Consider the following 13,972-nt stretch of genomic DNA (forward strand, 5'->3'; position numbering starts at 1 on the left):
CCCGACTCCGACCCGACGACGCGAGGCGAAGCTCCGTGAACGACTCTTCCTGGGGCGCTTCGCCACGCGCCGGTCACGCGACGGCGGGTTCCGCGGCGGACGGCACGGCGGGGCCCGCGGTGGAGCACGGCACCTGGAGGAACACGTCCGCCATGCCGCCACCGCCGCCCGCCGCACCGCCGTCACCGCCTCCGGGCGCGCCCGCTCCCAAGAAGTCCGCGGGCCGCGACCTGCGGGCGGCGATAGGGGTCGGGGTCGGCCTCGGCGCCGTCATCGTGGTGGCGCTGTTCATCGTCAAGGCGGTCTTCGTCGGCGTGGTCGGCGCCGCCGTCACCGTGGGCCTGTGGGAGCTGACCTCGCGGCTCGCGGAGCGCAAGGGCATCCGGGTGCCGCTGGTCCCGCTCGTGGCCGGCGGCATCGCGATGGTCGTGGCGGGGTATGTGCGCGGCGCCGAGGGCGCCTGGGTGGCGATGGCGCTGACCGCGCTGGCGGCCCTCGTCTGGCGGATGGCCGGGCCGCCCCACGACTACCTGCGGGACGTCACAGCCGCCCTTTTCGCCGCCTTCTACGTCCCCTTCCTCGCCACGTTCGTGGTCATGATGCTCGCCGCGGACGACGGCCCGCGCCGCGTGCTGACCTTCCTGGTGCTCACCATCGTCAGCGACACCGGCGCCTACGCGGTCGGCTGGCGGTTCGGCAAGCACAAACTGGCGCCCCGCATCAGCCCCGGCAAGACCCGCGAGGGCCTGCTCGGCGCCATCGCGTTCGCCATGCTGGCCGGCGCCCTCCTCATGCAGTTCGCCATCGACGACGGCCAATGGTGGCAAGGCCTCCTCCTGGGCCTGGCCGCGGCCGTCAGCGCCACTCTCGGCGACCTCGGCGAGTCCATGATCAAGCGCGACCTCGGCATCAAGGACATGGGCACCCTGCTGCCGGGCCACGGCGGCATCATGGACCGCCTGGACTCGCTGCTGCCGACGGCGCCCGTGGTGTGGCTGCTGCTGGTGATCTTCGTCGGCCAGGGCTGACGGCGCCGCGGACCCTGCCCCGCGCCCGTTCGAAGCACGGCACCTGGCCCGCGGCCTCACGCGGCCTCACGCGGCTTCCCGCGCTCTCACGCGGCCTCCCGCGCCCTCACCGGGCGGCGGCGAGGTGGGTGGTGTAGAAGCCGGTGAGCTTGTCGACGGCGAGGTCGACGTACTCCTTCTTGTCGTACATGTCGACGTGGCTGGCGCCCTTGATCCAGTGGATCTCCTTGGGGCCGGTGGCGCGCTGGTGGGCCTCGACGGCCATCCAGGCGGTGACGGCGCGTTCGCCGATGATCTGCAGCATGGGGCGGGGCCCGATCAGCGGGACGGCGAGGAAGGCGTCGTGGAGGGACATCCTGTCGATGCTCTCCCAGGCGAGGGTCTTCGCGGAGCGCTCGTGCTCGCCGCGCGCCGTGCAGTAGTACTCGAAGCCCTCGACGCCGTGCTCGCCGCCGAGCGCACGGGCCTGCTCCGCGGTCTGCGGGAACATGGTCATCGCACCGGGGTCCTCGCCCCGTGCGGCGGCGCTGCGGGCCGCCGCGGCGGCGTCGAGCAGCGACTGGAAGACGGCCGGGTCCTGGGTGCCGTCGGCGCCGAGGCGGAACTGCCGGGCGGGCTCGGCCGTGGACACGGTGGCCACGGCCTTCACGCGGTGGTCGCCGCCGGTGGCGGCCAGCGAGTAGCTGCCGGAGGCGCAGATGCCCAGCAGACCGATGCGGTCGGTGTCGACCTCGTCCCGGGTGGTGAGGTAGGAGACGGCGGCCTTGAAGTCCTCCACGCGCTGGGCGGGGTCCTCCAGGCCACGGGGCAGGCCGCCGGACTCGCCCTGGTAGGCGGCGTCGAAGGCGAGGGTGACGAAGCCGCGCTCCGCCATCCGCCGCGCGTACGTGCCGGAGGTCTGCTCCTTCACGCCGGTGCCGGGGTGACCGACCACGAGCGCGGGAAGCCGGCCCGGCGCGGGCGCGTCGGGGGTGTAGAGGTGGGCGGCGATGGGGATGCCGGCGCTGTCGAAACGGACGGTGGTGCGGGCCATGAGGGCACTCTCCTCGCAGACGGGGATGACGTGACGAAGACGTCGACGACGTGAACGGGGCCCCGGCGGTGCGGGCCGGGGGCCGTACCCCGCCGGGCACCTCCCACGTTCCGCCGGGTTCCGCGGGAGCGGGAGAGACAGGTTTCTGCCTGGGAAAGGATCTGCCCCCCCATGCATGTGCCGCGCTCGTGCCGGGGGCGTGACACTGAGGGCATGACCTCGGACTCCGACGCCCGCGCCCTGGGAGACTTCCTCAAGGCCCGCCGGGCCCAGCTCGCGCCGCGCGACTGCGGCATTCCGGAGACGGACTGCGCCCGCAGGGTCGCCGGACTGCGCCGCGAGGAGGTCGCCCGGCTCGCCGCCATCAGCGTGGACTACTACACGCGGCTGGAACAGGGCCGCGTCCGGGCGTCCGTATCCGTGCTGACCACCCTGGCCCGCGCCCTGCGCCTCGACGACGACCAGCAGCGGTACCTCTACGAACTCGCCGGACGGAGCGACGCCCGCCCGCGCCGCCGCCGGCCGGTCCAACGCCCGCGTCCGGCCATGCGGCGCCTGCTCGACCAGCTCACCGGGACACCCGCACTCGTCCTCGGCAGACGCCTGGACGTCCTGGCCTGGAACCCCGCCGCCGCTGTCCTCTACACCGACTTCGCCGCCCTCCCGGCGAACCGGCGCAACTACATGCGGCTGCTGTTCACGCACCCGGTGGTACGGGAGCTGCACCGGGACTGGGCCCACGACGCCCAGGAAGCCGTCGCCGCGCTGCGCATGGAGGCCGCGGGCGACCCCGACGATCCCGAGCTCGCCCAGCTCGTCGGCGAACTGTCGCTGCAGGACCCCGACTTCCGCTCGTGGTGGGCCGAACACCGCGTCAACAGCGCCAGCTACGGCACCAAGCGCTACCGCCACCACCTGGTGGGCGACCTCACCCTCGACTGCGACACCTGGGCCAGCCCCGACGGCTCAGGGCAGCGCCTGATGGTCCTGACGGCCGAACCCGGCAGCCCCTCCCACGACGCCCTGCGCATCCTCACCTCGTGGACCGCCCCGCAGCCGGGCACCGACCGGACACGGGACACGACCCGATGACCGTCCCGGGCCGTCCGCAGGCCGCCCAGGGGCCTTCCCGCGGGCCGCGGCAAGTGCGACGGCGATGAACGACGGCCGCCACCGGCCGGCCCCGAAGCGCTCCGAGCAGGGCACCGGCGCGGGTCTGCGACACTGGTAGGCATCATGCCTGCACCAGGAGAACTCACCTTTGCCGTGCCGCGCGGAGCCAAGACGCCGCCGCGGCATCTCGCCGACCTGTCGCCCGCCGAGCGGAAGGAGGCGGTCGCGGCGCTGGGGGAGAAGCCGTTCCGGGCCAGGCAGCTCTCGCAGCACTATTTCGGGCGGTACGAGGAGGATCCGGCGGCGTGGACGGACATACCCGCGGCCGCCCGCGGGAAACTGGCCGGTGACCTGCTGCCGGAGCTGATGACGGTCGTGCGGCACCAGACGTGCGACGACGGGGACACCCGCAAGACGCTGTGGCGGCTGTTCGACGGGACCCTGGTGGAGTCCGTGCTCATGCGCTACCCGGACCGGGTGACCATGTGCATCTCCTCGCAGGCCGGCTGCGGCATGAACTGCCCCTTCTGCGCAACCGGCCAGGCCGGCCTGGACCGCAACCTCTCGACCGCGGAGATCGTGCACCAGATCGTCGCGGGCATGCGCGCCCTGCGCGACGGCGACCTGCCCGGCGCGGGCGCCACCGGTACCGAAGGCGCCTCCCGTACCGAGGGCGCGGCCGGACCGGCGCGGCTGTCCAACATCGTCTTCATGGGCATGGGCGAGCCCCTGGCCAACTACAAACGGGTGGTCGGCGCCATCCGCCGCCTCACCGACCCCGAGCCGGACGGCCTGGGCCTGTCCCAGCGCGGTATCACCGTCTCCACCGTCGGCCTGGTGCCCGCCATCCACCGGTTCGCCGACGAAGGCTTCAAGTGCCGTCTCGCGGTATCCCTGCATGCCCCGGACGACGAGCTGCGCGACACCCTGGTGCCGGTCAACACGCGCTGGAAGGTCCGCGAGGTGCTGGACGCGGCCTGGCGCTATGCCGACGTCTCCGGCCGCCGCGTCTCCATCGAGTACGCCCTCATCCGCGACATCAACGACCAGGCGTGGCGCGCCGACCGGCTGGGCAGGCTGCTGAGGAACCACCGGGCGCACGTCAACCTCATCCCGCTCAACCCGACGCCCGGTTCGAAGTGGACCGCTTCCCGACCCGAGGACGAGCGGGCGTTCGTCGCGGCCCTGGAGGCGCACGGCGTGCCCGTGACCGTGCGCGACACCCGCGGGCAGGAGATCGACGGCGCCTGCGGCCAGCTCGCGGCCACCGAGCGCTGAGCGGGCCTGCCGGTGCCCGGCAGGCCGCGGATGACCTGCTGATACGGTGAGCGAGCAGTCGTACAAGAGAACATTCCGACAGGGGAGCGCCTGAGACGGCGCTGAGAGTGCGGCCGGCCCTCGCGGCCTTCCGGCAGTGGCCGGAAGGCGTGAGGCCAGGCCGCAGACCCTCGGACCTGATCCGGGTCATACCGGCGTAGGGAGTCAGCGCATGAAGACCATCCGTGGGCGTGCCGTGGGCGCGCTCGTCCTCGCCACCGCGTGCGCCACCGCGCTTGCCGCCTGTGGCGGCGGCTCCGGTTCGGGCTCCGGCTCGCCCGACGGCTCGCACGGCGGCTCGGGGAAGGGCGCCGGATCCAAGACGGTCACCCTCGTCAGCCACGACTCCTTCGCCGCGTCCAAGTCCGTGCTCGCCGAGTTCACCAAGGAGACCGGTTACACGGTCAAGGTGCTGCGCGGCGGCGACGCGGGCGCCGCCGTCAACCAGGCGATCCTCACCAAGGACCACCCCCGGGGCGACGTCTTCTTCGGCGTGGACAACACCCTGCTCTCCCGCGCCCTGGACAACGGCCTGTTCGACTCCTACACCGCCAAGGACCTGGACCGGATCCCCGCCGACGTCCAACTGGACGCGGCCGGGCACCGCGTCACCCCGATCGACTCCGGCGACGTGTGCGTCAACTACGACCGCGCCTACTTCACCGCCCACCACCTCGCCCCGCCGCAGACCTTCGCCGACCTCGTCAAGCCGCAGTACAAGAACCTGCTGGTCACCGAGAACGTCGCGACCTCCTCGCCGGGCCTCGCCTTCATGCTCGGCACCGAGGCCGCCTACGGCGACGGCTGGCAGTCGTACTGGAAGCAGCTCAAGAAGAACGGTGTCGAGGTCGTCGACGGCTGGGAGCAGGCCTACGACAACCGCTTCTCCGGCTCCGCCACCGGCAAGAAGGCCAAGGGCGACCGCCCGCTCGTCGTCTCCTACGCGTCGAGCCCGCCCGCCGAAGTGGTCGGCGTGACGCCGGAGCCCGCCGAGTCCCCCGTGGGTGTGTCCACCGGAACCTGCTTCCGCCAGATCGAGTTCGCCGGGCTGCTGCACGGCGCGAAGAATCCGGCCGGCGGCAAGGCACTGATCGACTTCATGATCGGCAAGGCCTTCCAGGAGGACATGCCGCTGCAGATGTACGTCGACCCCGTCCGCCGGGGCGCCGTCGAGCCGCCGGTCTTCGTCAAGTACGGCGCCCGTGTCGCCCACCCTGAGACGGTCGCGCCCGCCACCATCGCCGCCGAGCGGGACGGCTGGGTCAAGGCATGGACCTCGATCGTCCTGTAGCCGAGAAGGGCGCCGAGAGCGGTGCCGAGGGCCGCGCCGGCAGCCGCGCCGATCGCCTCCGCAGCCGTGCGGCCGCGGCACGCGGCAGCGCGACGCGCCTGGCCCTCATGGCGCTCCCGCTCGCCTTCTTCGCGGTGTTCTTCGCCTATCCCGTCGCCTCGATCGTCGGCCGCGGGCTGCGGGAGGGCGGCACCTGGCACCTCGGCCGCACAGGCGACGTGCTGGGCGACCCCTCGATACGGCACGTGCTGTGGTTCACCTGCTGGCAGGCGGCCGCTTCCACCGCGCTGACGCTGGCCGTCGCACTGCCCGGCGCCTATGTCTTCGCCCGGCTGGCCTTCCCCGGCAAGCGGCTGCTGCGGGCGCTGGTCACCGTGCCCTTCGTGCTGCCGACCGTGGTCGCGGGCGCGGCGTTCCTGGCCCTGCTCGGCCGGGACGGCCTGGCCGACAGACTGTTCGGCGTGCGGCTGGACACCAGCGTGTGGGCCATCCTGATCGCGCACGTCTTCTTCAACTACGCCGTGGTGGTACGGACCGTTGGCGGCCTGTGGGCGCAGCTCGACCCCCGGCAGGAGGAGGCGGCGCGGATGCTGGGCGCGAGCCGGCTGCGGGCCTGGCGGCAGGTGACGCTCCCCGCGCTCGGCCCGTCCGTGGCCGCCGCCGCGCTCATGGTGTTCCTGTTCACCTTCACCTCCTTCGGTGTCGTGCAGATCCTCGGCGGCCCCACGTACTCCACCCTCGAAGTCGAGATCTACCGGGAGACCGCCGAACTCCTCGACCTGCGGACCGCCGCCGTCCTGACCCTGGTCCAACTCGCCGCCGTGGGCGCGATCCTGGCGGTGCACGCCCGGACGGTACGGCGCGCGGAGTCCGCGCTGCGGCTGGTGGACGCCGCCGGCACCGCGCACCGGCCGCGCGGCGGGGAGAAGACCCTGCTCGGGGCGGTCCTGGCGAGCGTCGCCCTGCTGATCCTGCTGCCGCTGGGCGTGCTCGCCGCCCGCTCCCTCGACCCGCCCGGCGGCTACGGCCTGACGTACTACCGCGCCCTGGCCTCCACCGACTCCACCAGCGGCACCTTCCTGGTCCCGCCGCTGGAGACCGTCTGGAACTCGCTGCGGTACGCCGTCGCCGCCACGGTCATCGCGCTCGCCGTCGGCGGCCTGGCGGCGGCTGCCCTCGTCCGCCGGGCCGGCCGCCTGCTGCGCGCCTTCGACGCCCTGCTGATGCTGCCGCTGGGCACCTCGGCCGTCACCGTGGGCTTCGGGTTCCTCATCACGCTCGACAAGCCGCCGCTCGACCTGCGCGACTCCTGGCTGCTGGTGCCGCTCGCCCAGGCGCTGGTGGGCGTGCCGTTCGTCGTACGCGTCATGCTGCCGGTGCTGCGGGCCGTCGACCACCGGCTGCGGGAGGCCGCCGCGGTGCTCGGCGCCTCACCGGTGCGGGTCCGGCGGGAGATCGAGCTGCCCTTCGTCGCGAGGGCGCTGGGGATCGCCGCCGGGTTCGCGTTCGCGGTCTCGCTCGGCGAGTTCGGGGCGACCGTGTTCATCGCGCGGTCCGACAGCCCCACCCTCCCGGTGGCCGTCGCCCGCCTGCTGAGCCGGGCCGGCGACCTCGACTACGGCCAGGCCATGGCGCTCAGCACCATTTTGATGCTGGTCTGCGCCGCCTCGCTCCTCGTGCTCGAAACGTCCTGGCTGCGCCGGGCCGACCCCCGGCGATCCGCCGATCCCGCGGGAGGTTTCTGAACGATGGGCGAGCCACTGCTGCGGCTGGAGGCCGCCACCGTACGGTTCGGTGGGCGGACCGCGCTGGACGCCGTGGACCTGGAGGTCGCCGAGCACGAGATCGTGTGCGTGCTCGGGCCCAGCGGCGGCGGCAAGTCGACGGCGCTGCGCGCGGTGGCCGGGCTGCAGCCGCTCGACGGTGGCCGGGTGCTGCTGGACGGCGCGGACCAGGCGGGCGTCCCGGCGCACCGGAGGGGCGTCGGGCTGATGTTCCAGGACCACCAGCTCTTCCCGCAGCGGGACGTCGGCGGCAACGTCGCCTTCGGACCGCGCATGCACAAGGTGCCCAGGGAGCGCAGGGAACGGGCGGTGGCCGAACTCCTCGACCTCGTCGGCCTGCCCGGCGCTCAGCGGCGGGCGGTCGCCACGCTGTCGGGCGGCGAGCAGCAACGGGTCGCCCTCGCGCGGGCGCTGGCCCCCGAGCCGCGTCTGCTCATGCTCGACGAGCCGCTCGGCCAGCTCGACCGGTCGCTGCGGGAACGGCTCGTCGTCGAACTGCGCCGCCTGTTCGGGCAGTTGGGTACGACGGTCCTGGCCGTCACGCACGATCAGGGCGAGGCGTTCGCCCTCGCGGACCGGGTGGTCGTCATGCGGGACGGACGCGTGGCCCAGACCGGCACGCCGCTGGAGGTCTGGCAGCGGCCCGCCTCGGAGTTCGTCGCCCGCTTCCTCGGCTTCGACAACATCACCGGGGCGACCGTCAGCGCAGGGACGGCGGCGACCGACTGGGGCACGGTGGGCGTCGCCGACGGCACCCCGGACGGGCCGTGCCTGCTGCTCGTACGGCCGACCGGCGTGCTGCTCGGGCCGCCCGGGGACGGACTGCGCTGCGAGGTCACCGGCCGCACGTTCCGCGGCGGTCACGTGGCCGTCCTCCTGCGGCCCGAGCGCGGGCCCGCCCTCGAAGCGGAATGCGGCCTGCGCGACGCCCCGGCGGAGGGCTCCTCGGTCGGCGTGACCTTCGCCCCGCAGGACGTCGTCGTCCTCCCGGCGCCCGGCCGCTGAGCACCCTGCCGCTGAGCGCCTGAGCGCCGGGTCACCGAGCGCCGGGCGCGGAACGCGAGGCCGCGAACCGGCGGCGGCCCGGCGGCGTCCGCACCCCCCGCCCCGGCCGGGCCCGACTGCCTTACCGTGGCGTCGGCAGCGTGGCCAGCGCGGCGACCAGGAGTGCGACCGGGGCGAAGGCGAGCAGCAGCACGGCCGCGCGCAGGGCCACCGCCGTGCGCACGAGCGACGAGGGGCCGCCGAGTTCGCGAAGCAGTGTGGTCGTCGGGGTGCGGGCGTGGGCCGACGCGTGGAACGCGAGGCCGGTGGTGGCCAGGACGCACATGACGATGAGGCAGACGGCGAAGGCGCTGACGGGACCCACCGCGTGGTGGACGTCGTAGGCGGACACGGCGACGGCGGCCGTGGCGGCGAGAAGGCCCAGCGGGCGGCCGATGAGCGGAGCCTCGGACTGGAGGGCGCGACCGGCCAGGAGGCGGGCGGCACCGGGGCGGTGGAAGGCGAGGACGCGGCCGCAGAAGTGCGCCACGCCCGGCCCCGCGAGCATCACGCCGGCCGTGGTGACCGCCCAGCCGCAGACCGCCATCGGCGGGATGACCCCGAACCCGCTGGGCAACGGCACCTCGTGGCCTGCGGGCGCGGTGATCTGGACGGCCAGTCCCACCGCGGTCAGCGCGACCCCCCACGGCAGCGTGCCGGCCGCGCCGCCCTCCCGCTCGGGCGGGGGCCGCAGGGCCGCCGCCCCGGTCGCAGCCGCCGCGACGGGTACGAGGGCCAGCAGCGTGGCCGCCCCGGCCAGCGGCAGCGGTTTGCCGGGCGCGAGCACCCCCGATTCCACGCCTCCGAGGGGCTCGCCCGTCACGTCGCCCCGCATCTGCAGGAAGGCCGCCAGGGCCAGCAGCGAACCGAAGGCGCTCACCACCGCCGTGTTCACCGCGGAGAGCACCACCACCCCGGTCCGCCCCAGGCCGACGGCCGCCAGCCCGGTGCGCGGCCACCCCTCGGGCTGCGCCCGCCCCACCGCGGAGGCCAGTTGCACGGTCGCCACCACCGGCAGCAGACACCACGCTAGCCGGACCAGGGCGTCGTAGGCGCCTTGCTGCGGATGCGCCAGCGCCCAGCCCAGCGCGGACAGCAGCAGCAGGCCCGTACCGGCCGAGGCGGCCGCCACCAGCGCCCACCGGCCCAGCACCGCGGCGCCAGAGCCGCGCAGTACCCGCAGACCCAGCGTCATACCGAGGCCGGCCAGGGGTTCGCGGTGCCGTCGGCCTGCGCGGGCATGGGCGCGCCGGGACGCCCGTCGATCAGCGCCATCGTACGGTCGGCGTGCGCGGCGATCTCCGGGTCGCTGGTGGCGAGGACCACGGTGATGCCGTGCGAGCGGGCCGCGCTGGCAAGGGTGCGCAGGACGTGGGCGCGGTCGGCGCGGTGCAGCGGAGCGGTCGGCTCGTCGGCGAACACCACCGACGGCTTGCCGACCAGCGACCTGGCCACCGCCACCCGCTGGCGCTGCGCCTGCAGGAGGTCGGCCGGCCGCTTGCGGGCCACCGAGCCGATGTCCAGCCGCTCCAGCCACTCCCGGGCGGCCGCGCGGGCGGCCCGGGAGCCTTCCCCCCGCATCATCAGCGGCAGCGCCGCGTTCTCCCACACGGTCAGCTCCGGCACGAGCTGCGCGCCGCTGCCGATCCAGCCGAACCGCTCCCTGCGCAACTGCTCACGGGCCGGCCCCGGCAGCGTGTGGACGGGCACGCTGTTGAACCAGACCTCGCCGCCGTCGGGTACGACCTGCCCCGACAGGCACCGCAGCAGCGTGGACTTGCCGGCGCCGCGCGGTCCCAGGACCGCGAGGATCTCGCCGCCGCGCACATTGACCGAGACACCGAGCAGCGCGGGCGAACCCCGGTAGGAGTGGCGCAGGGCGCGGGCCCAGAGCACGTCGTTGTCGGGCGGGGCCACCATGCCGTCGTACCTCCGCGAGTCGTTCCCCCCGGGTGCGCTGACACTGCGTCAAACGAGCCGGGGAGAGGCCGGTCACTCCCCGGCACCGTAGGCAGGCCGTCCCGGAGCGCCCGGCAGGCGCGGCGACCGGGGCTGCCGCGTCCTCCGTACGGACGAGGAGCGCGGGCCGGCCCGGACGGCGCGCGGACCCGGACCGTGGACCGCGGGCGCACCCGGGGCGCGCGTCAGGGGTGCGGACCGGGAGTCGGCACGGGGTGCGGGCCAGACGCCGGCACAGGGTGCGCACCAGGCGCCGGGATGCGGCCCGATCGGGGCCGTCAGGGGCCCGCACCCTGGGGCGCGGGGAGAGGCCGGAAACGCCCGGCCGGGAACGGGCCGCGCACGCTAGGATGCGTACATGCGTCTATCGCCATGTCTCGGCTGGTGGCGCTCCGATCAGGAGCGGCCACCGATCTGACATGCGCAGGGCCGTTCGGAAGGACGGCCCTTTCCTTTCCCTGGGACCTGGGGTCGCACCCTCCCGACGGCGACACGCCGACCCCCCCAGGAGACCTGATGAACACCGCAGTCCCGACCACCCCGACCGCCTCCGCGCCCACCGACGCGATCGACCTCTCCGTCGCGCGGGCACGCAGCACGGTGCTGGAGGACCGGATCCGCGAGGATCCCGGCCGATTCCGCGTGCTCACCGGCGACCGGCCCACCGGGCGCCTGCACCTCGGCCACTACTTCGGCACCCTCCACAACCGGGTACGCCTGCAGAACCTCGGCGTGGAGATGTTCGTCCTCATCGCCGACTACCAGGTCCTGACCGACCGCGACGTGGCGGACAACCTGTCCGGAATCGTCGAGGAACTCGTCCTGGACTACCTGGCCGTCGGCATCGACCCGGAACGCAGCACGATCCTCACCCACAGCGCCGTCCCCGCGCTCAACCAGTTGCTGCTGCCTTTCCTCAGCCTGGTGTCCGTCGCCGAACTGGAGCGCAATCCCACGGTCAAGGACGAGATCGCCCATTCGCGGCAGAGCTCCGTCAGCGGCCTGATGTTCACCTACCCCGTCCACCAGGCCGCCGACATCCTGTTCTGCAAGGCCAACCTGGTACCGGTCGGTCGCGACCAGCTTCCGCACCTGGAGACCACCCGGACCGTCGCCCGCCGCTTCAACGACCGCTACGGCGCGGGCACCGCCGTGTTCCCCCAGCCCGACGCCCTGCTGTCGAGCGCTCCGCTGCTGCTCGGCACGGACGGCGGCAAGATGAGCAAGAGCCGGGGCAACGCCATCACCCTCGCCGCCGACGCCGACGAGACCGCCCGCCTGATCAAGGGGGCCAGGACCGACGCCGAGCGCCGTATCGCCTACGACCCGGCCACCCGCCCCGAGGTCTCCTCCCTCCTCCTCCTGGCGGCCCTGTGCCAGGGCCGGACCCCCGAGGAGGTCGCCGCCGACATCGGCTCCGCGGGAGCGGCCGCGCTGAAGCGGACCGTGACCGAGGCGGTCAACGACTACCTGGCCCCGATCCGGGCCCGCCGGCAGGAGTACGCCCAGGACCGCGCCTACCTGCGCCGGATCGTACGCGAGGGCAACGAGCGCGCCACGGCCATCGCCGAGCGCACCCTCGCCGAGGTGCGCGCCGCCATGAACAGCCTGTTCTGAACGACGGCCTGTTCGATGCGGCGGCCCGTTGCGAACGGCGGCCCGTTCCCAGGGACGGCCCATGGCGAAGGACGGACCGTCGCGAACGGCGACGCCGGCACCGCCGATCGCCTTCGCCACGGCGTCCGGTCCTGCGGTTAAGCTGGGAACGTCTCACCCAGTGGACACCGGGCCGCGGCACGGGCTCGCGGACAGCACTGGCGGCACGGGCGCGCGGACACCCCTCGCGGCACCGGCCGGCAGCACCGACTCGGACCGACTCGTAGGACCAGGGAGAAGCGCCGTGACCGAACTCCGTACTCTTCGCAACTACGTCGACGGAGAGTTCCGCGACGCCGCCGACGGACGCACCACCGAGGTGATCAACCCGGTGACGGGCCAGGCGTACGCGAAGGCACCGCTGTCCGGCCGGGCCGACGTGGACGCGGCGATGGCCGCGGCCAAGGCGGCGTTCCCCGGCTGGCGCGACACCACCCCCTCCGAGCGGCAGAAGGCGCTGCTGAGGATCGCCGACGCCGTGGAGGCGCGGGCCGCCGAACTCGTCGCCGTGGAGAGCGAGAACACCGGGAAGCCGCTCGGCCTGACCGCGAGCGAGGAGATCCCGCCGATGGTCGACCAGATCCGCTTCTTCGCGGGCGCCGCGAGGATGCTGGAGGGGCGCTCCGCCGGCGAGTACATGGAGGGCATGACATCCCTGGTGCGCAGGGAGCCGGTCGGGGTGTGCGCCCAGGTGGCGCCCTGGAACTACCCCATGATGATGGCCGTGTGGAAGTTCGCGCCCGCCATCGCCGCGGGCAACACGGTGGTCCTCAAGCCGTCCGACACCACCCCCGCCTCCACGGTGCTGCTCGCCGAGATCATCGGTGAGATCCTCCCCAAGGGCGTCTTCAATGTCATCTGCGGCGACCGGGACACGGGCCGCCTGATGGTCGAGCACCCGGTGCCCGCCATGGCGTCCATCACCGGCTCGGTCCGGGCCGGCATGGAGGTCGCCGGATCCGCAGCCAAGGACCTCAAGCGGGTCCACCTGGAGCTCGGCGGCAAGGCGCCGGTCGTCGTCTTCGCCGACGTCGACATCCCGAAGGCGGTCGAGGACATCACGGTCGCCGGGTTCTTCAACGCCGGCCAGGACTGCACGGCGGCCACCCGCGTCCTGGTGCACGAGTCGATCCACGAGGAGTTCACCGCCGCCCTCACCAAGGCGGCGGCCGCCACCAAGACCGGCCTGCCCGACGACGAGGACGTGCTCTACGGTCCGCTCAACAACGCCAACCAGCTCGCCCAGGTCACCGGCTTCCTGGAGCGGCTGCCCGCGCACGCCAAGATCGAGACCGGCGGCCACCGGGTCGGCGGGACCGGCTTCTTCTTCGCCCCCACCGTCGTCTCCGGGCTGCGCCAGGACGACGAGATCATCCAGCGCGAGGTGTTCGGCCCGGTCATCACCGTCCAGTCCTTCACCGACGAGGACCAGGCCGTCGAGTGGGCCAACGGCGTCGACTACGCCCTCGCCTCCTCGGTGTGGACCAAGGACCACGCCCGTGCCATGCGCATGTCCAAGCGCCTGGACTTCGGCTGCGTCTGGATCAACACCCACATCCCCCTGGTCGCCGAGATGCCCCACGGCGGCTTCAAGCAGTCGGGCTACGGCAAGGACCTGTCCGGCTACGGCTTCGAGGACTACACCCGCGTCAAGCACGTGATGACGTCCCTGGACGGGTGAGCGTCCGCCTCCTTGTGCGGCACGACGGCCCCGGCGTTCTCGAACACGCGCCGGGGCCGTGGCGCG

The 13,972-nt window shown here is 73.7% G+C and carries 11 protein-coding genes and 1 riboswitch; of the genes, 8 read left to right on the forward strand and 3 right to left on the reverse strand.

Going from position 1 to position 13,972, the window contains the following annotated elements; genetic code table 11:
- The first annotated feature begins 35 nt into the window (after positions 1–35).
- Positions 36–1,028, forward strand: a complete 993-nt coding sequence (locus K7G61_RS10775) for a phosphatidate cytidylyltransferase (RefSeq protein WP_374204105.1) — start codon at positions 36–38, stop codon at positions 1,026–1,028.
- A gap of 106 nt (positions 1,029–1,134) precedes the next feature.
- On the opposite strand, the gene K7G61_RS10780 is transcribed toward K7G61_RS10775, so the two are convergent.
- Positions 1,135–2,061 carry an alpha/beta hydrolase gene (locus K7G61_RS10780; RefSeq protein ID WP_225846493.1) on the reverse strand — a complete coding sequence of 309 codons (927 nt, stop codon included), beginning with the start codon at positions 2,059–2,061 and terminating at the stop codon, positions 1,135–1,137.
- 213 nt (positions 2,062–2,274) lie between these two features.
- Between K7G61_RS10780 and K7G61_RS10785 the strand changes: the two genes are divergently transcribed.
- The 5 genes from K7G61_RS10785 to K7G61_RS10805 all read left to right on the forward strand — a co-directional run bounded on the left by K7G61_RS10785 (position 2,275) and on the right by K7G61_RS10805 (position 8,571).
- Positions 2,275–3,153 (forward strand): helix-turn-helix domain-containing protein, encoded by an 879-nt coding sequence (locus K7G61_RS10785; RefSeq protein WP_225846494.1) that lies wholly within the window; start codon positions 2,275–2,277, stop codon positions 3,151–3,153.
- 144 nt (positions 3,154–3,297) lie between these two features.
- Positions 3,298–4,452 (forward strand): 23S rRNA (adenine(2503)-C(2))-methyltransferase RlmN, encoded by a 1,155-nt coding sequence (gene rlmN / locus K7G61_RS10790; protein WP_225846495.1) that lies wholly within the window; start codon positions 3,298–3,300, stop codon positions 4,450–4,452.
- Between the two features lie 70 nt (positions 4,453–4,522).
- Positions 4,523–4,672: riboswitch (TPP riboswitch) on the forward strand.
- Positions 4,664–5,782, forward strand: a complete 1,119-nt coding sequence (locus K7G61_RS10795) for a thiamine ABC transporter substrate binding subunit (protein ID WP_225846496.1) — start codon at positions 4,664–4,666, stop codon at positions 5,780–5,782. Its footprint overlaps the riboswitch before it by 9 nt.
- Positions 5,761–7,527 (forward strand): ABC transporter permease, encoded by a 1,767-nt coding sequence (locus K7G61_RS10800; RefSeq protein WP_374204106.1) that lies wholly within the window; start codon positions 5,761–5,763, stop codon positions 7,525–7,527. Before K7G61_RS10795 ends, K7G61_RS10800 begins: the two co-directional genes overlap by 22 nt.
- Positions 7,528–7,542: 15 nt before the next feature.
- Positions 7,543–8,571, forward strand: a complete 1,029-nt coding sequence (locus K7G61_RS10805; protein WP_225846580.1) for an ABC transporter ATP-binding protein — start codon at positions 7,543–7,545, stop codon at positions 8,569–8,571.
- Positions 8,572–8,692: 121 nt separating this feature from the next.
- Here the strand turns inward: K7G61_RS10805 and K7G61_RS10810 are convergent, their stop codons facing one another.
- Positions 8,693–9,805, reverse strand: a complete 1,113-nt coding sequence (locus K7G61_RS10810) for a hypothetical protein (protein ID WP_225846497.1) — start codon at positions 9,803–9,805, stop codon at positions 8,693–8,695.
- Entirely contained in the window at positions 9,802–10,530 is a 729-nt protein-coding gene (locus K7G61_RS10815) for an ABC transporter ATP-binding protein (protein ID WP_225846498.1), read from the reverse strand. The genes K7G61_RS10810 and K7G61_RS10815 overlap by 4 nt, the downstream gene beginning before the upstream one ends.
- 555 nt (positions 10,531–11,085) lie before the next feature.
- Between K7G61_RS10815 and trpS the strand changes: the two genes are divergently transcribed.
- Together trpS and K7G61_RS10825 are read left to right on the forward strand one after the other, a co-directional pair.
- Positions 11,086–12,186, forward strand: coding sequence for a tryptophan--tRNA ligase (gene trpS / locus K7G61_RS10820; RefSeq protein ID WP_225846499.1), 1,101 nt, complete (start codon positions 11,086–11,088; stop codon positions 12,184–12,186).
- A gap of 283 nt (positions 12,187–12,469) precedes the next feature.
- Positions 12,470–13,906, forward strand: coding sequence for a gamma-aminobutyraldehyde dehydrogenase (locus K7G61_RS10825; RefSeq protein WP_225846500.1), 1,437 nt, complete (start codon positions 12,470–12,472; stop codon positions 13,904–13,906).
- Positions 13,907–13,972 lie beyond the last annotated feature (66 nt).

This window comes from Streptomyces sp. HPF1205, assembly GCF_020400825.1.
Lineage (GTDB): Bacteria > Actinomycetota > Actinomycetes > Streptomycetales > Streptomycetaceae > Actinacidiphila.